The organism is Cellvibrio sp. QJXJ, assembly GCF_024452345.1.
Lineage (GTDB): Bacteria > Pseudomonadota > Gammaproteobacteria > Pseudomonadales > Cellvibrionaceae > Cellvibrio.
On sequence record NZ_CP101662.1, the window covers coordinates 1,394,440 to 1,413,202 of the forward strand.

At 49.2% G+C, this 18,763-nt stretch carries 15 protein-coding genes; 3 read left to right on the forward strand and 12 right to left on the reverse strand.

Annotated features, from left to right (window positions below; genetic code table 11):
* Positions 1 to 46 precede the first annotated feature (46 nt).
* The 5 genes from NNX04_RS05970 to adk all read right to left on the reverse strand — a co-directional run bounded on the left by NNX04_RS05970 (position 47) and on the right by adk (position 5,233).
* Positions 47 to 1,054 (reverse strand): tryptophan--tRNA ligase, encoded by a 1,008-nt coding sequence (locus tag NNX04_RS05970; RefSeq protein WP_151057243.1) that lies wholly within the window; start codon positions 1,052 to 1,054, stop codon positions 47 to 49.
* A gap of 153 nt (positions 1,055 to 1,207) precedes the next feature.
* The gene (locus tag NNX04_RS05975) at positions 1,208 to 2,236 is read right to left on the reverse strand and encodes a cyclic nucleotide-binding domain-containing protein (protein WP_261947786.1); all 1,029 of its coding nucleotides are present in this window, start codon (positions 2,234 to 2,236) and stop codon (positions 1,208 to 1,210) included.
* A 165-nt stretch (positions 2,237 to 2,401) separates the two neighbouring features.
* Positions 2,402 to 3,742 carry a M18 family aminopeptidase gene (locus tag NNX04_RS05980; protein ID WP_261947787.1) on the reverse strand — a complete coding sequence of 447 codons (1,341 nt, stop codon included), beginning with the start codon at positions 3,740 to 3,742 and terminating at the stop codon, positions 2,402 to 2,404.
* Positions 3,743 to 3,773: 31 nt separating this feature from the next.
* Entirely contained in the window at positions 3,774 to 4,481 is a 708-nt protein-coding gene (tsaB, locus tag NNX04_RS05985; RefSeq protein ID WP_261947788.1) for a tRNA (adenosine(37)-N6)-threonylcarbamoyltransferase complex dimerization subunit type 1 TsaB, read from the reverse strand.
* 98 nt (positions 4,482 to 4,579) lie between these two features.
* On the reverse strand, positions 4,580 to 5,233 hold the full coding sequence (gene adk, locus NNX04_RS05990; RefSeq protein WP_040391583.1) for an adenylate kinase: 654 nt from the start codon (positions 5,231 to 5,233) through the stop codon (positions 4,580 to 4,582).
* A 288-nt stretch (positions 5,234 to 5,521) separates the two neighbouring features.
* Between adk and NNX04_RS05995 the strand changes: the two genes are divergently transcribed.
* Positions 5,522 to 5,992, forward strand: a complete 471-nt coding sequence (locus NNX04_RS05995; RefSeq protein WP_007640411.1) for an Lrp/AsnC family transcriptional regulator — start codon at positions 5,522 to 5,524, stop codon at positions 5,990 to 5,992.
* An 80-nt stretch (positions 5,993 to 6,072) separates the two neighbouring features.
* Here NNX04_RS05995 and NNX04_RS06000 read toward each other — a convergent pair whose 3' ends face one another.
* The 4 genes from NNX04_RS06000 to NNX04_RS06015 all read right to left on the reverse strand — a co-directional run bounded on the left by NNX04_RS06000 (position 6,073) and on the right by NNX04_RS06015 (position 11,038).
* Positions 6,073 to 7,710, reverse strand: a complete 1,638-nt coding sequence (locus tag NNX04_RS06000; protein WP_151057235.1) for a methyl-accepting chemotaxis protein — start codon at positions 7,708 to 7,710, stop codon at positions 6,073 to 6,075.
* Between the two features lie 121 nt (positions 7,711 to 7,831).
* Positions 7,832 to 9,286 (reverse strand): NAD-dependent succinate-semialdehyde dehydrogenase, encoded by a 1,455-nt coding sequence (locus NNX04_RS06005; protein WP_261947789.1) that lies wholly within the window; start codon positions 9,284 to 9,286, stop codon positions 7,832 to 7,834.
* Entirely contained in the window at positions 9,283 to 9,654 is a 372-nt protein-coding gene (locus NNX04_RS06010) for a transporter associated domain-containing protein (protein ID WP_261947790.1), read from the reverse strand. The genes NNX04_RS06005 and NNX04_RS06010 overlap by 4 nt, the downstream gene beginning before the upstream one ends.
* Positions 9,614 to 11,038: a potassium/proton antiporter gene (locus tag NNX04_RS06015; protein ID WP_261947791.1), complete on the reverse strand. Its 1,425-nt coding sequence runs from the start codon at positions 11,036 to 11,038 to the stop codon at positions 9,614 to 9,616. Before NNX04_RS06015 ends, NNX04_RS06010 begins: the two co-directional genes overlap by 41 nt.
* A gap of 213 nt (positions 11,039 to 11,251) precedes the next feature.
* On the opposite strand from NNX04_RS06015, the gene NNX04_RS06020 reads away from it, so the two are divergent.
* Complete coding sequence (locus NNX04_RS06020) at positions 11,252 to 13,246, forward strand: VacB/RNase II family 3'-5' exoribonuclease (RefSeq protein WP_261947792.1); 1,995 nt, start codon at positions 11,252 to 11,254, stop codon at positions 13,244 to 13,246.
* A gap of 40 nt (positions 13,247 to 13,286) precedes the next feature.
* Complete coding sequence (locus NNX04_RS06025) at positions 13,287 to 13,751, forward strand: EVE domain-containing protein (protein ID WP_007640403.1); 465 nt, start codon at positions 13,287 to 13,289, stop codon at positions 13,749 to 13,751.
* An 89-nt stretch (positions 13,752 to 13,840) separates the two neighbouring features.
* Here NNX04_RS06025 and NNX04_RS06030 read toward each other — a convergent pair whose 3' ends face one another.
* The 3 genes from NNX04_RS06030 to guaB form a co-directional block, all read right to left on the reverse strand.
* Positions 13,841 to 15,463 (reverse strand): succinylglutamate desuccinylase/aspartoacylase family protein, encoded by a 1,623-nt coding sequence (locus NNX04_RS06030; protein WP_261947793.1) that lies wholly within the window; start codon positions 15,461 to 15,463, stop codon positions 13,841 to 13,843.
* Positions 15,464 to 15,530: 67 nt separating this feature from the next.
* Positions 15,531 to 17,108 (reverse strand): glutamine-hydrolyzing GMP synthase, encoded by a 1,578-nt coding sequence (gene guaA, locus NNX04_RS06035; protein WP_261947794.1) that lies wholly within the window; start codon positions 17,106 to 17,108, stop codon positions 15,531 to 15,533.
* A gap of 104 nt (positions 17,109 to 17,212) precedes the next feature.
* Entirely contained in the window at positions 17,213 to 18,688 is a 1,476-nt protein-coding gene (gene guaB / locus NNX04_RS06040) for an IMP dehydrogenase (protein WP_261947795.1), read from the reverse strand.
* Positions 18,689 to 18,763 lie beyond the last annotated feature (75 nt).

Sequence of the window (18,763 nt, forward strand, 5' to 3'; positions counted from 1 at the left end):
CGGGCGTTTTTGTTTGCATAACTGAATTTTATATCAGCCAATAAGATTATTTTATTTTGCGAATACCCACGGCCTCGCGCACTTTTTCTAACAAGGGCTTGCTATAGGCGCGGGCTTTTTCAGCGCCCTGCTGCAACACTTCTTCAATATGTGCGGGGTTAGCCAGCAATGCTTCGTATTTGTCGCGCGCTTCGGTCAACTGGCCATTCACCAACTCAAACAATTGCCGCTTAGCTTCACCCCAACCTATGCCATCAGCAAATTGTTGGCGCATATCCGCAGTTTGCGCGGGCGTGGCGAACGCCTGCCAAATTTGAAATACCGGTGAAGTATCCGGGTCTTTTGCTTGACCGGGTTCAAGCAGGTTAGTCAGGATTTTATTAATGGATTTTTTTAATTGTTTTTCCGGCAAAAAAAGCGGGATGGTATTGCCATAACTCTTGCTCATTTTGCGCCCATCCAGCCCCTGCAATATTGCAGAGCTTTCCTCAACCAAGGCTTCTGGCAACACAAAATGTTCGCCGTAGTGATGGTTGAATCGCCCGGCTATATCGCGTGCCATTTCAATGTGCTGGATCTGGTCGCGCCCTACCGGCACCTTGTTAGCGTTAAACATCAAAATATCGGCTGCCATCAAAATGGGATAGGAATACAACCCCATAGTGATGCCAAAATCCGGGTCATCACCGTTAGCAACATTCGCATCGACCGATGCTTTGTAGGCATGCGCGCGATTCATCAACCCTTTGGCTGCCATGCAGGTCAATACCCAGCAGAGCTCTGGAATTTCTGGCACATCGGATTGGCGATAAAAAATCGCGTTGTTCACGTCCAGCCCCAAAGCCAACCAGGTGGCAGCAATTTCGCGGGTGGACTGATGAACCAAATCCGGCTCCTGGCACTTAATCAACGCATGAAAATCGGCCAGAAAATAAAATGATTGCACATCCGCGCGTTGACTGGCCTGAATCGCTGGGCGAATCGCGCCAACATAATTGCCAAGGTGGGGGGTGCCCGTAGTGGTAATGCCGGTTAAAACACGTTGCTTGCTCATGCTGCCCTATCTTAATTTATGAAAATAGTGATTAGCGGAAATAGTTAATTCGCAGGGTAAGTTCAGGGCGCCATCATACAGGCTAGCGAAACTGCCAGCCAGCGCACCGGATTGTTATGGCGCGCGGCAGCTGCAGAGAAACAAATGGGGAAATTAAATACCGGCGTAGCAGGATTCTGCATCACGCAGAATGTAGCAATCAAAACCAGCCTGATTGAGCAAATGTGTGGCTACATCGCAGCGGCGACCGGAATCATCTGTCACCAGGTAAACCGTATTGAAATCGAGATTCTTTAAATGATTACGCAATTGATTGAGCGGGATATTTTGACTACCCGGTACCGCCTGCATACGTCGCTCCAGCGGTAACCGTACATCAATGATTTGGTAAGGTGCGGCATCGGCAGGTCGGGTGCGCAACTCTTCTGCGCTCAGGTAACGCAATACCGGCTCTTGCAGTAGCTCGCGGAAATCTTCTTTGTTTAGGCGCATCACCTTGCCAGGGGTGAGCATTTTTACGGTGGCGTTGCGGGTAGTGTCGCCCACCAAGGCTTCTTCACCAAAATAGTTGCCTGGGCGCAGTGCCGCGAGAATTTTTCCGGCTGGGTCTATCACTGTCGCACTGCCTGACTCCAGCACATAAAAATAATCACCGCGCTCACCCTGTTTAATAACCACTTCATCGGCTTGCACTTTTTGTGCAGTAAAACGAATGAATAACTGGCGAATATTGGCAGGTGGTAAACGGCTAAATAAGGGCGACTGCAATAGTGATGACATCCAATCATTGTCATCGTGCAAGCTGACACCGGAGAGATCCGCCTCTTCATCGCTGGATTCACTCCAGGCGAGTACCAGATCCAGAAAATCACTGTCCACGGCCAAGAGTGTTACATCGGATTTTGCGACGGCAGAGACTTGGGTAGGCTGGGTGATATTGAGCGGCGAGCGCCGTGATTCACTGGCGGGGTTGATGGTATTGACCTGAAATGCAGAATCAATCAAATCAACAGTGCCGCCCACTAAATAAACCTTTTCGGGAAAGGGGCGGCCACGCTTGAAAATAATGGTGCCTTTCGGAACATCACGCAGTGCAGCCTTTTCCGCAACTTGAATCAGGTATTCATGGTTGAGAGTGTTGAAAGGCGCAAAAGACGCTAATACATCAAGGCTAATCGCCATTGGGAAACTCCACTAAACACTGGCAATGAAAAAGATAAACCCGATGGTAATGGAGCATATTTCATCGGGACAAGCGGCGCGATTATAAGCATAGGCGGTTGGCTTGGCGCAGACTTGTCCCTAGTCTTTGTACTGGATCACAGCAAGGTTGCGAGCAGCTGCGCGTTAAAGTGCGCTGGCCAATGCCATAGGCGCCTTGGTGTAACGGAAAAACTCAACACTGGCACGGTACAGGTTCCAACCATCCTGCACACCTGCCAGCTCGCGAATGGAGTGCATGGCAAAAGTCGGGCAGCCCACATCAATCGTTTTAACACCGACTTCAGAAGCCACCACCGGGCCAATCGTACTACCGCAACCCATATCGGTACGCGCCACAAAACTTTGTACAGGCACCTCAGCTACTTCACAGAGCATACGGAAAAAAGCACTGGTTTCACTGGTCGTGGCATAGCGCTGATTGGCGTTAACCTTGATTACCGGGCCGCGATTCAACAGTGGGCCATGGTTTTCGTCATGTTTTTCCATGAAGTTGGGATGGATACCGTGGGCGTTGTCGGCGGAGATCATCATGGAGCGCTCAATCACCCGAATGCGCGTTTCTGTTTCGGGCAACAAACGCATCAAAAATTGCTCCAGCATGGGGCCCTTGGCACCACAACAGGAGGCACTGCCCACCTCTTCGTGATCTGTGCAAATCAGCAGACTTGATACCTGATCATCCGCCTCCAATAACGCCTGTAAGCCGATATAACAGCTGAGTAAATTATCCAAACGGGCGCTGGCGATAAAATCTTGCTCCAGACCGACCAACGCTGGCGGCTGGGTATCATAAAGGCTGATCTCGTAATCCAATACCTGGCTTACCGCCAGCTCAGGTTGGCTGGCTTGCAATTCAGCGTGCAGCAAACTGCGAAAATCCGGCGGACTGCCCTCTTCCACGGGCAACTGTAAGAGTAATGGCACTATATCTTTCTGCGCGTTGATGGAGCGGTTGTTATTGGCGTCGCGATCCAAATGAATAGCAAGACTCGGTACCACCGCTACCGGACGCTGGAAATCCACCAATGCACTGGCGATTTGCTGCTGCTCATCGCGATAGGTTACCCGCCCCGCGAGTGATAAATCGCGGTCATACCAAGGCGCCAATAATGCGCCACCATAAACTTCCACGCCCAGTTGAAAGTAACCCCGACGATTCAGTTCAGCGCGCGGTTTTACTTTCAAGCAAGGACTATCGGTATGCGCGCCCAGCATACGAATACCGGTATCCAACAGCTTGGAGCGGCCATATACAAAAGCGATGAGTGAGGAATCGTTACGTGTGATCAGGTAGCGCTTGCCCGGCTCCAGCAACCAGCTGTCGCCCTCATTTAATAACTCAAATCCAGCGGCGAGCAAGCGCTCGGCCAGTGCGCGTGTAGCGTGAAAAGGCGTTGGCGATGCACGCAAAAAATCGAGCAGACCAGCGTTAAACGCGGATTGGGTATGGACAGCAGAACTCATAAAATCACCAATAACGACTCATCGGGGGAAACTAGTCAACAGCACGGATACGTTGACGTTTTTGCCAGGAAACTGTGTCGCGCAAATACACCGGCTCAGCCTCCAGCACATTAATGGCCTTGTCCTCTGCCCACAAACGCGCTGCAATCAACGCCATTTCCTCTGCACGTGGATGAGCATCCAACTGCAGTGACTGCGGAGCCAAAGACAGCATCGCGTGATAATGCCAGCCGGGGCCGACACCCATAAACGCGTGGTGTGATACCGGCAAATTGCTGTCTTCCGCGAGTAATTCCGGCTTGATAACCGCCTCTTCTACTAGCGCAATCACACCTTCAGCGGTCGGTGCATAAGCACACCAGTAAACTTCATTCATCCGCGCATCCAGCGCTACCAATACCGGAGCACTACTCGTGGGATTGGCGCGGTAATGACCAAGCGCCATGGCCTCCAAGGTCGATACGGGAATAACGGGTAAATCCGCACCAAATGCCAAGCCCTGGACTATGCCCATGCAAATCCGCAACCCCGTAAATGAACCGGGGCCGCGCCCAAAGGCGATGGCATCCAGGTCTGCCAAACCAATTCCGCGACCGGTTAATAACTCATCCACCATAGGCAGCAATCGCTGAGTATGGCTTTTGGCTGCCAGCTCAAAACTGGCACTCAGCTCACCATCCGCATAAAGCGCTACGGAACAAGCATCGGTAGAAGAATCCAGGGCAAGAATTAAAGCCATACAAACACAACTCTGAAAAAACAAAAAACACGCGGGAAACAGAAACGCAGGACAAAAAAATAGGCTCCGCAGAGCCTATTATGATCGCTAAACGGCGATTAACCCAATACGGTCAACAACTGCTGACGAATGGAATCAACACTGCCGATACCGCTAATACGGGTGTACTTTGGCACTTTGGTATTACCCGAAGCAGCCAGGTCTTGATAAAAACCCACCAGAGGTTCGGTTTGATCGTGATAAACGCCCAAACGCTTGCGTACCGTTTCTTCGGTATCATCAGGGCGTTGGATTAGCGGCTCGCCAGTCAAATCATCATGACCTTCTACTTTGGGAGCATTGTGAATAACGTGATAAACGCGACCAGAGGCTTCGTGTACGCGGCGACCGCTCAAACGGGCCACAATTTCTTCGTCCGGAACATGAATTTCAATGACGTGGTCAATGTCTACGCCAGCATCCAACATGGCTTCAGCCTGTGGAATAGTGCGCGGGAAACCGTCAAATAAGAAACCATTCGCACAATCGCTGGACGTAATACGCTCTTTTACCAGAGCAATAATCAGGTCATCCGGTACCAAACCGCCCGATGCCATAATATCTTTCGCTTGCAAGCCAAGAGGCGTACCCGCTTTTACTGCTGCGCGCAGCATATCGCCTGTGGAGATCTGGGGAATACCAAACTTCTCCATAATCAGTTGCGCTTGAGTACCTTTACCCGCACCAGGCGCGCCCAACAATATCACTCTCATCTCGGATTGCTCCTCAGCATTATTTTTTATCGCGACAGCTATTTAGCGCTGTGCACGAATAGCGGCACAAAAGTGCCCGACAAAAGAGGCGTTACGATACACGCCCATGACGGCAATCACAATATGCACTCTGTGTACGTGGCACAGAGACAAAAAGGTGACTGACGAGGGTTAACCATCCACCACCATGATCGACATTGCACGATTAAGAACATCCTCATTTTATTGTTATTTATGGACTTTCATCCTAGAATGATGGCTTATTGCCCTTGCCTTCAGGATAGCCTTATGCCTCCCTCAATCGACCTAGATGAATATGACCGCAAAATTTTGCGCGCCCTCCAGGAAAATGCTGACTACTCTATGGCAGATTTAGGCGCCATGATTGGACTGTCCCATACTCCCTGCTGGCGCCGGTTGAAACGCCTTGAAACCGAGGGAGTCATTCGCGGCAAAGTGACCTTGCTCGACCCAAAACTTTTGAATTTAGGCGTGACGGTACATGCTTATATCACCATCAAAAACCACGATGGCAATTCGCTCGAGGCGTTTGAACAAGCGGTGCAGGTAATTCCGGAAGTGGTCGAGTGTTATTCGACCAGTGGCGAGAAAGATTATGTGTTGCGTGTGGTAGTAGAAAGTGTTGAGCACTATGAGCGGCTGATGAAAGAGACCTTGATCCACTTGCCCAATATCGGCTCTATTAATTCTGCCTTTGCACTGAAACAAGTGAAGTTCACCACCCAGTTGCCTATTTGATTCAGCAACTTTTGACGCTGGCATTGGAAAAAACACACTGCAAAAAACTGCGCACAAACACAGTTTTTTGCAGTGAACAGTTAAACCCGAAATTGTCCCAACAGTTGACGCAATTGAATCGACAATTCGTTTAACCGCTGACTCTCTTCTGCAGTTTTGGATGCGCCCTCAAGCGTATTCATTGCCAACGAATTAATTTGTACCAGATTTTTATCTATCTCGGCAGTTACTGAGCTTTGCTCTTCCGCAGCAGTGGCAATTTGCAGTGTCATATCTGCAATTTCTTTTACTGCAGTACCAATTCCCATTAAGGATTGTCCTGCCTCATTGGCGGAGGTTGCCGCTTCTGCTGTCATTGCAGAGCTACTGCTCATAGCTTCTACCGCGCGTTGAACACCCTGTTGCAATTGCCCCAACATACCTTGAATGTCTGCAGTGGATTGCTGTGTACGACTCGCCAGAGTACGCACCTCATCCGCTACTACTGCAAAACCACGCCCCTGCTCACCGGCACGCGCCGCTTCAATCGCTGCGTTTAATGCCAGTAAGTTAGTCTGCTCGGCAACGCCGCGAATAACATCAATCACCGACGTCACATTTTTAGCTTCGCCTTCCAGATGCGACATAAAATCAGCGGTTTCATTGATCCGCACAGCCAACTGCTGCACACGCTCGACCGCAATACGAATTCGGTTCTGACCGCTGTCTGTAATGGCTGTTGCCTCGCGGGTATTTTGCGCGGTATTGCCGGTATTGCGTGCAACTTCTTGAATCGCCATGGTCAACTCATTCACTGCCGTGACCACCATGGTAATTGCATGACACTGATCATCGGCCGCACGCTGGCTATTGCTGGACACTTCAAGGAGCGATTCCGCGGTTTTGGAAACTTCACTCGCATTGGCTAATACACTGGCAATAATGCGCTGCAGTTTTTCCATAAAGTGATTTACATGAGAGGCCAATTGACCCAGCTCGTCATTAGTGTCCACGGGTATACGAATAGTTAAATCGCCATCACCCTCGGCAATATTTTGAATGCGATGACTGATCTGAGTCACTTGATTAGCAACAACTATCGGTAAAAAAAATGCCGCGGCTAAACTCACCAAGGTACCAAACACCACTGACATCAATAAATGTTGAGTTGAGCTTTCTTGGTCCTGATCAATTTTCTGCGTAAATTGATCTACATGAGCTAAACGCTTTTCTTGCAGCTCATCAATATAGGTGCGCACATGCTCAAAAGCTTCGGATGCTGTGCCATATGATTGTTGTTGCGCCGCGAGTCGACCAGCCTCATCGCTTGCCCGTGCACCACGAATAACTTCATCGGCTAATTGTTTCCAGCGATTGTAGCGCCGCGTAAATTCCTCGCGCTCTTGAGAAGTTGCCGTATTGGATAAATCGAGTGATTTGTGGATACGATCATAAGCCTGTTGCGCATTTTCACTTTGCTCTGCAATCAATTCCTCAGCCGAGGTATCAAGTTGGAAGAGTGCGCGCTCAGCGACCAATGCTTGATACAAGTCGCGATCCGCCTGGATAAGCAATTCAATTTCGGGAAGATTTACTTTGGCAATCGTCGCCGCATTCGAGCCCAGTGCTTTACTGGTATCCATGGAATAAAGCCCCATGTAAACCACCAGAATCACCAACAGCAGTAAAGGAAGTCTGATCTTCCAGCGGAGACTGAACCCCTGATACCAAGCAAACATGATAAACCTCTCTTGTTTTTCAACTTCTCTGGAGCGAGACCATTAAAGTTTAGTAACACTTGAGCGATTTGTCGTTTAGTTTGGCGTTTTATTATTTTTATTATTAAACAATCTATGTATATCAAAAACTCTCATTGATGTATTTGATGTTTAAATAATCATCCAGACCGTATATTGACCCCTCACGCCCCCAGCCCGACTGCTTGATACCACCAAAAGGAGCCATTTCATTCGAGATCAATCCGGTATTAATACCGAGCATTCCTGTCTGTAATTCTTCAGTTAAACGTTGGATACGCTGGTAATCGCGGGTGTAACAATAAGCGGCCAGACCATAAACGCTACAATTAGCTTGCGCTATCACGTCTGCCTCAGTATCAAAAGGAATCAGGGCGGCGACAGGCCCAAAAATTTCTGCCTCTAGCAAGTCGCTATCCACAGAAACATTTGTTAACAGTGTGGGCGGATAAAAATACCCCTTTTCGATATTCACCGGAATTTGACAGGAAACAACAGCGCCCTTGGCGATAGCATCATCCACTAACTGCTGCACTTTTTGGATTGCGGCTGCAGAAATCAATGGTCCAACAGATACCTGTTCATTAACACCATTGCCGACGCACAATTCCTGCATAGCCGCGCTTAATTTTGCACTGAACGCGTTATAAATAGAGCGCTGCACATAAAAACGATTGGCGCATACGCAGGTTTGCCCAGCGTTACGAAATTTAGCGACCATAGCGCCAGCGACAGCTGCGTCGATATCTGCATCATCAAATACAATAAACGGTGCGTTGCCACCCAATTCAAGAGTAATGCGTTTTACATCAGCAGCACACTGTTGAATGAGTAACTTTCCCACGGCGGTTGAACCGGTAAAAGAAATTTTTCGCACCGCTGGATGCCCGGTAAATTCAGCTCCAATAGCGGGTGCATCACTACTAGTCACTATGTTGATAACACCCGCAGGAATACCCGCTTGTTGCGCGAGTTGCGCGAGTGCCAAAGCGGAAAACGGTGTTTCTGCAGCGGGTTTTGCCACTACCGTACAACCCGCCGCCAATGCCGGTGCAAGTTTGCGTGCGAGCATCGCGTTAGGGAAATTCCACGGTGTGATTGTTGCCACTACGCCCACAGGCTGCTGGAGTACTGAAATACGTTGGTTACTTCTGGATGGTGGGATGATATCGCCATTAATACGTTTGGCCTGCTCGGCAAACCACTCAATATAACTTGCACCATACGCAATTTCCGCCATGGACTCCGCTATGGGCTTGCCTTGTTCGGCAGTAAGAATCTGTGCAAGATCAGCTTGATTTTCCATCACCAGATCAAACCAACGGCGCAATAAAATACTGCGTTCTTTCGCCGTTTTTTGCGCCCACACTGGCTGGGCAATTGCCGCAGACTCGATGGCATGTTGCGCATCCAATGAACTCAAGTCCGCTACTTGCGCAATCAACTCACCGGTTGCCGGATTATTCACGGCAAATGTTTTTTGCGATACGGCAGAGTACCAATCACCATTAATAAATGCCTGGGTTCGCACTAGCGCCGGATGCATTAAAGGAATCATGAGTTATCCGTATTGTCCTGGGATTTAGGGCGTTTTTTAGCGGCGGGTTTTACGCCTATCTTGCGCGCCTGATTGCCCTCCACTTCCGCAACTGTCCAGAGCATGCCGCTCCACTCAGCGTTATCGCCAACCACTAATTTATCGCCCACCAAAAAAGTAATCAGCTCGCTCAAAGTTTTGTGCTGCTCATAACCTTTCATGTCCAACGCATAAAGCATGGCTAAATCGCGCAACTCCGCATCGCCCTGAATAATAAAATCGCCAAAAAAGGTTAAATCCAAATTGCGCTTGGGCGCTTGGCTAAATAATTTACCCAGTGCAGGCAAATCAGAGTCGTGGCCAATGACACACAATACATCGCCAGCCATTAAGCGAGTGCTGCCGGTGGGGGTGAAGTAATTCATGATCGCGAAATAAGGCCGCAATGCGGGTGTTATCCGGCATATGCAATTCGCGCAACGCGGCACCAATACACCACTTCTCTGCACCTAATTTATAGATGAACAACTCCCACTGACTCGTTACATGAATTTCCAGCCCCGCACGCGACATAGGTGACGGCACCGAAGGCACCACCACCCTTGCTTTACGCGCAGCAAAACCCAGTGTTGTTCCCTGTACTAGCAGTGAAACTAAAACGATAAAGAAGGCAACGTTAAAAAATAATTGTGCGTTGGGCAAACCGGCCATCAAGGGGAAAACCGCCAAAATAACCGGCACCGCACCGCGCAAACCAACCCAGGAAATAAACGTGCGCTCACGCCACTGAAAACCGCGAAATGGCAAGAGGCCAATCAAAATGGACAGGGGCCGCGCAAACAAAATCATCCACAGCGATAACAACAAGGCAGGCACTGCAATAGGTAATAAATCGCTGGGGGTAAGCAATAAACCGAGCACCAGGAACATGCCTATTTGACTAAGCCAGGCCAAGCCATCAAACATATGCAAAATGCCATGTCGATTGCGAATGGGGCGATTTCCCAACAACAGGCCGCAGACATAGACAGTGAGAATCCCGCTGCCACCCAAGGCGCTGGAGATTGCGTAAAGCATAATGCCGCCACTTACGGCTAACAGTGGATACAAACCACCGGCAATCGACAACCGGTTGATCAACTGTAACAACAGCCACCCACCAGCCACACCAAGCACAATACCCAACCCAAATTGCTGCACTAAATTAACCAGAACCGACCAACTAAAGCTGGTTTCTCCCGCCGCCAGCATTGCAATCAAGGTAACCGTTAGAAACATCGCCATAGGGTCATTGCTACCGGATTCAATTTCCAGTGTTGAACCAACCCGCTCATTCAAACCCTTGCCGTTTAACAAATTAAACACGACAGCGGCATCGGTAGAGCCAACGATAGCTCCAATTAACAACCCTTCTAACAGCGACAAATCAAATAGCCAGGCCGCCGCCAACCCGGTCAGCCCCGCAGTAATAACCACCCCAACCGTCGCTAAAGACAATGCCGGCCATAGCGCAACGCGGAAAGTCGCCGCGCGAGTGCGCATACCGCCATCCAGTAAAATAATGGCCAACGCCAGGTTACTCACGAGATAGGCGATTGAATAATCGTTGAACACAATACCGCCGGGGCCATCAACACCGGCCACCATACCCACCGCCAGAAAAATCACCAGAATTGGTACACCAACCCGTGTCGAGATAGAACTCAGCAGAATACTCGCCGCAACGAGCAGTGCACCAATAAGCAAGATGTTGTTGATAGATATGGCGTCCAAATAACAAGCCCTTTTCCAGGAAATTCAATAAAAACAAGCACTAAGTGAAACCGATTGTAACCTGACGATGCCAGATACTGTCAAAAGAAAGCGCATTGGCCAGTGATGTACCCATATTTTTTACACTGGGTTAATGCCTCATATTTGCGCAACCCTCCCCCCAAAATGCAGCTATAATTCGCGCCATTACTTTCACTGATTAAGTTGTCCTTCATGCTCAATAAAGATGCTCTTCAACAACTCTCGCAATTAAAGTCCACGATTGTCGCCGCCAAAGACGTTACCCAAGGGATTGTTCGCACTACCACCAAGCGTTTTGGTTTTTTAATTCTAGACGATGGACGCGAGGCTTTTATCGACCCCGAGCAGATGATGCGCGTGCTGCCCGATGACCGGGTCGAAGCAGAGATCAACACCAACAGCAAAGGTCAATTTGAAGCAAAGCTCACTCAACTGATCAAACCGGGACTGGGTGAGTTTGTAGGCAAGTATGTCAACAAGGGTTCTACCGATTTTGTCGAACCTGACGTGCCTAACTTTAATCGCTGGTTGTTTATTCCCCCGCAAGAGCGCAAGGGCTACAAAGTTGGCGATTTAATTCACTGCACCATTGCGCGCCACCCGTTCAACAGCGAAGGCAAAACCCAGGTACATATACTGAATCGGATTGGCACCCTCGATGAACCGGGGGTAGAGAGCCGTTATACCATCGCAAAATTCCATATGCCGTTTGAATGGCAAGCACCCGCGCAAAGTCAGGCGGGCGGCATTAATTGGTCTCCCTTGACCTTTGACAATGGCGAGCTGGACTTAACCCACCTACCCTTTGTCACTATCGATTCTGAAAACACCCGCGATATGGATGATGCAATATATATCACCACTGTGGACAGCGGTTGGGAATTGATTACGGCAATTGCCGACCCAAGCAAACACATTGATTTCGGCAGCCCACTGGAATTAGCGGCGCGCGCGCGCGCCAGCACCCATTATTTGCTTGGCCAAACCGTAACTATGTTGCCGGTCGATCTGTCACACGATACCTACTCACTGGTGCCGGAACAAAAACGCCCTGCATTGATTTGCCGTATGCAAATTGCACAGGATGGCAGCATTACACAATTTGAATTTGCTGAAGCACTCATCCGCTCACAATCCAAATTGAGCTATCAAGGTGTTTATGATGCGCTCACCGCTGAAGTATCTACCCTTGGCGCACCAGCACATATTCACGACATGCTGGTCGAACTTAAAGCGTTTGCACAAGCACGCGCACAATATCGCCAACTCAATGCGTTGGTGATGGAAGATCGCCCCGATTACGCATTCATTTTGAACGATGTGAAAAAAATCGATCACATTGAAAAACGCGAGCGCAATATTGCGCACCGCATGATCGAAGAGGCCATGTTGGTTACCAACATCTGTGCCGGGGAATTATTTTTGCAGCACCCTGGCTGCGGCATTTTTTCCAGCCATGTGGGTTTTCGCCCTGAACGCCTCAACGATGCACTTTCATTAATTCAAGAAGACCGCCCCGATCTGATACCGGGTGATTTAACGCAACTGGAAAATTTCACCACATTATTTCGCGAATTGCGCCTGAACGCTGACAACAATCCCGTCAATAATCGCCTGCACTCATTATTACAACGCATGCTGCAAGCTGGCTCACTCACCTTTGAACCGGTAGGGCATTTTGGTTTGGGCTTTAACGCTTATGCGATGGTTACTTCACCGATTCGCCGCTACAACGACTTATTCAATCATCTGGCGATTAAACGTATTTTGCGCGGCTTGCCGGCGTTGGAATTAAACGATAAAAAACAGTTTGCCGAACAATTGCAAAATCAATTAAACAACGGACGCCAAGCTTGCCGCTATGTAGAAAGCTGGCTCGGCTGCCAATACGCCAACCAACATGTCGGTAGCGTGCACAGCGGAAGTATTGCACTGGTAAATTCGTTCGGTATCGGTATTAAACTGGATGACTGGGGCCTGGATGGTTACGCCCTACTGGCACCCAAAGATGGCGAGATTAAAGCGCAATTTGATTCGCGTCGTTTAAGTCTAACCATTGAAGGCAATACTTACCGTTTGGACGACAAAGTGAACGTGTTAATCCACAGTGTTGATATCGATAAACGTAAAATCAATCTGGAATTAATCAGCGAAGAAACTGCCTCACGCTTAAGCGCTTGGCTGTAATAAATCACAGGAACGGAAACCGGATAAGAGCGATCTGGTCATGGCAAAAAAATATTGGTTATTCAAAGCGGAGCCGCATATTTACGGCATTGATCATCTTGCGGCTGCGCCCGAAAAAATCGGCCGCTGGGATGGTATTCGCAACTACCAGGCGCGTAACTTTTTACGCGACCAGGTGGCGCTGAATGATGAAGTGTTTATTTATCACAGCAGCTGTAAAAACGTCGGCATAGTCGGCACCGCAAAAGTTGTAAAAACCGCCTACCCTGATCCCACCCAATTTAATCCCGAAAGCGATTATTACGATCCAAAATCTACGGCAGAAAATCCACGCTGGGTTTCGGTTGATATTCAACTTACCAAAATATTTCCACGTTTAATCACACTGGCAGAAATCAAAGCGCAGTCCGCATTGGAAAATATGGTGTTGGTAAAACAGAGCCGACTGTCGACGCAACCGGTCACAGCCGATGAATGGAAATTTATTCACACATTATTAAAATAACGTAGGTTGGAAGAGCGCAGCGACTTCCGACATTATTGCGAATCTATTCTGTCGGAAGGCGCTGCGCTTTTCCAACCTACACAATTATTTTATTCATCCGCCATACGATCCTGAGCTTTGCTCACACCGGTTTCCGGCTCATCCATTTCATCAACGGGATCGGGCCCGGCATCATCGCCATCTTCTTCATCCTCAAGCAATCCATCGTTCAGCTGACTCTCTTCAATAAGAATGGCTTCAGGTGTTTGAATACCAATGTGATAGGCGGCAAAACCAGGCAGTACAACCTGATCCAGCGCCATACCAATAATTCTACCGTTGTAAGGCGATTTGATCGTGGTACGTGCGTTGGTGATTGGATCGGTAACTGTGCCTAAAACATCGTCTTCACGCACACGCTGACCGAGTGTCGCCTTGCTGAATAAAATTCCACTTTGATTAGCACGCACCCACACGGAGCGATAATAAACTGGGGCAATACGCGTCCAGCGTTTTTGCTTGCCATACATCCCCATTTTAGCGAGCAGAGTATTAATTGCCGCCACACCTTCATCGACCACCCGGCTTTGAATGGCCATCGGCTCGCCAGCCTCTAACGTCACCGCAGGAATGCCAGCGCGCACCGCAGCAGCACGCAATGAATTCGGATTGCCGCGACCATTTAATACTGCAATAGCACCAAAACTTTGCGCCAACTTTGCAACATTTTCATCACCCAGATCAGCGCGCAATTGGGGCAAATTAGTACGATGGAATGAGCCGGTGTGAATATCTACCAATGCATCGCAATGCATAATAATGTTGCTAAAAAAAGAATGCGCTAAACGCGATGCGGAGCTGCCATGAGTATTGCCAGGAAAATAGCGGTTCCAGTCGCGGCGATCTGGTAAATAGCGGGAGTTGCGGCGAAAGCCCATAATGTTAGCTACAGGCACACCAATAATCGTGCCGGTTAAATTAGCTGGCTCTATGCTGTAAATCACCCGACGAATCATTTCGATTCCATTTAATTCATCGCCATGCACAGCGCCGGTTAGGCAAAGTGTTTTGCCGGGCGTAGCGCCGTTCACTACCAGAATCGGTGTTTCCTCACTGAAACCACCCACAGCGGTTTCTGAATTCCAAGTCAAACGTACCGAACTATTGGGTTTTACTTCGCGCCCCAAAATAAATTTGGAAAGAGATAAGGGTTCTGCAGGGGCTTCATTGATAACCTCTGCAGCTGGGTCAATTGCGGATGAACCCTCATTATTTGCAGTGGCAAGATCGGAAGTGGGAGCCATAGCAGCACTGGCGGTAGCAACAGCAATTGAAGATGTAGTCTCCGATGCAACCGACGAGACAACAGCACTTGCAGAACTCGGCTGAGGAGCAGTAGACGATTGCGCGGAAGAGACAGTACTTAGTGAAGATACTTCAGCAACCGATGATGCAGATTGTTTTTTTTCAGCGACGTTTACCGCAAGAGTGGCAGGCTCAGCAACCGCAGTGGAAATCTCAACGGATGGCGCAACACTCGGCTCAACTGCTGTCGCTTGAACTATTGCTTCTGTAGTGTCAGTTTGTTGCTTGGCAATGGCTGGATTAACCTCTGCCACAACTGTTTCGGGAGTTTGCGCACCAAGTTGCATTGGAATTGCGGCAACAACCATCAACACCGAACAACAAAATAGTGAAAAATGTCGGGGCTTTACTTTCAGTGTTTGTGGCATAACCGGGCGCCTCATCATTCATAAAAAAACAGGCACGTCCCTGTGCGATTTAAAACTCCTTCAATCGTTATTCCCATTCAATAGTCGCGGGCGGTTTGCTCGATACATCGTAACAAACACGCGATACACCAGAGATTTCATTGATAATGCGACCGGAGACTTTTTCCAACAAATCGTAAGGCAAGTGCGCCCAGCGCGCAGTCATAAAATCGACCGTTTCCACCGCACGCAGTGAAATCACCCACTCGTAACGACGACCATCACCCACTACACCCACCGATTTTACCGGCAAGAAAACCGCAAACGCCTGCGAGGTTTTGTGATACCAGCCAGAGGCGTGCAACTCTTCCAAAAAGATTGCATCCGCTTCGCGCAGGATATCGGCATATTCCTTTTTCACTTCACCGAGGATGCGCACACCCAAACCCGGGCCGGGGAATGGATGACGGTAGACCATGTCGTAGGGCAAGCCCAATTCCAAACCAATCGCACGCACTTCGTCTTTAAATAATTCGCGCAGGGGCTCAACTAATTTAAAGGCCATATCGTCCGGCAAACCGCCGACGTTGTGATGTGATTTGATCACGTGTGCCTTGCCGGTTTTAGCAGCGGCCGATTCAATCACGTCAGGGTAAATCGTGCCTTGCGCCAACCATTTAACATCTTTGAGTTTGGTGGCTTCTGCATCAAACACATCAATAAAAGTGCCACCGATAATTTTGCGTTTTTTCTCAGGGTCATTTTCGCCTTTCAATTTATTTAAAAATTGATCCTGGGCATCCGCACGGATAACCGTTACGCCCATATTTTTGGCGAACATATCCATCACTTGGTCGCCTTCGTTTTTGCGCAGCAAACCGTTGTCCACAAAAACGCAGGTTAATTGCGAACCAATGGCTTTGTGCAATAACGCTGCTACAACAGATGAATCCACACCGCCGGAAAGGCCAAGTAATACTTTGTCGCTGCCAACTTGTTCGCGCACTTTTTTCAGCGCATCGTCAACAATATTGGCTGGTGTCCATAGCGGTTCGCAGGCGCAGGCTTGCAATACAAAATGTTCAAATATGCGTTTGCCTTGCAAGGTATGAGTCACTTCCGGATGGAACTGCACGCCGTAGAATTTTTTCGCTTCGTTGTACATACCAGCGATCGGGCAGGATGGCGTGGATGCCATCAAGCTGAAACCTTCCGGCATTTTGGTGACCTTGTCGCCGTGGCTCATCCACACATCAAGCAGTGCACTGCCGTCGTGATCAACATGGTCTTTGATATCCTTCAGCAGTGAAGATTCACCATTCACTTTAATTTGCGCATAACCAAATTCACGAATATTGGAACCTTCAACCAAACCACCCATTTGCATGGCCATGGTTTGCATGCCATAACAAATACCAAATACCGGTACACCCAAATTGAATACCACTTCCGGCGCGCGCGGCGAGCCGGCTTCAGTGGTGGATTCAGGGCTGCCCGCCAAAATAATACCCTTGGGGTTATAAGCGCGAATTTCTTCTTCGCTCATATCCCAAGCACGAATTTCAGAGAAGACACCAATTTCACGCACACGGCGTGCAATCAACTGGGTGTATTGCGAACCAAAATCGAGGATAAGAATTCGCTGTGCGTGGATATCGTGAGACATATTGATTCCTGCTCAATAAGAAAAATAACAACAAAAAGAATTCGGCTTAAATGAAAAACTCGGGCATAACCCGAGTTTTTGCGATAGCACTGAAGCGAGATAAATTAACGACCGCTAATCGGGTAGTTAGGCGCTTCTTTAGTAATTTGAACGTCGTGTACGTGGCTCTCGCCCATACCGGCAGCAGTCACCCGCACAAATTCGGGCTTGGTACGCATAGTACCCAAGTCAGCACAACCGGTGTAACCCATCGCTGAGCGCAAACCGCCCATCAACTGGTGCACGATTGCCGCCAAAGGCCCTTTGTAGGCCACACGACCCTCAATACCTTCGGGAACCAACTTTTCTGCACCTGCACTGGCATCCTGGAAGTAGCGGTCACTGGAGCCTTGGGTTTGCGCCATAGCTCCCAAGGAGCCCATACCACGGTAAGCTTTGTAAGTACGGCCTTGGAACAACTCCACTTCGCCCGGCGCCTCTTCAGTACCGGCAAACATGGAGCCCATCATTACTGCATGGGCACCGGCAACCACGGCTTTGGCAATGTCGCCGGAGTAGCGAATACCACCATCGGCAATGGCAGGTACGCCAGTCCCTTCAAGTGCGGCAACTACATTGGCGATGGCCGAAATTTGCGGCACACCAACACCGCTGACGATACGGGTAGTACAAATCGAACCTGGGCCGATACCCACTTTCACTGCATCCGCACCCGCTTCAACCAAAGCCAATGCCGCTGCGCCAGTGGCGATATTACCGCCAATCACTTGCACTTCCGGGTATTTGCTTTTGATTGAACGCACGCGATCCAATACATTTTTGGAATGGCCGTGGGCGGTATCTACCACCAGTACGTCAACACCTGCTTCTACCAGCGCGGCAACACGCTCGTCGGTATCGCGGCTGGTGCCAACACTCGCGCCAACACGCAAACGACCTTCAGGGTCTTTACAGGCGGTAGGGTATTTTTCGGCTTTGTTCATGTCTTTAACGGTAATCAAACCGGTCAGTTCGAATTTATCGTTAACGACCAATACTTTTTCGATGCGATGTTTGTGCAGCAGATTGCGCACTTCTTCGGCGGTAAAGCCTTCTTTAACGGTAACCAATTGCTCTTTGGGCGTCATGATGCTGGATACGCTGGCATCCAAATTAGTTTCAAAACGCACGTCGCGACCGGTGACTATGCCCACCAAATCGCCGTTATGCAGCACGGGAACACCGGAAATATTGTTTTTGCGAGTCAGCGCGATCAAGTCGCGGATAGTGGCAGCGGAATCGATAGTGATAGGATCTTTCACCACACCGGCTTCGAATTTCTTCACCGCGCGCACTTCAGCCGCTTGAGCTTCAATGGACATGTTCTTGTGGATAATACCAATGCCACCTTCCTGCGCCATGGCAATCGCCAAGCGGGATTCAGTCACGGTATCCATGGCGGCGGAGATGAGGGGAATATTTAATTGAATCTTGCGAGTCAACTGAGTCTTCAGGGAGACATCTTTCGGAGTGACATCCGAATAACCTGGCACCAATAATACGTCATCAAAGGTGAGGGCTTCTTCAGCAATTCGCAACATAGCAACCAACCTCAAGCAGATAAAAAATAAGCGCGGAAGTATAGCGACTTGGGCGCCGCCGGTAAACCAAAAACC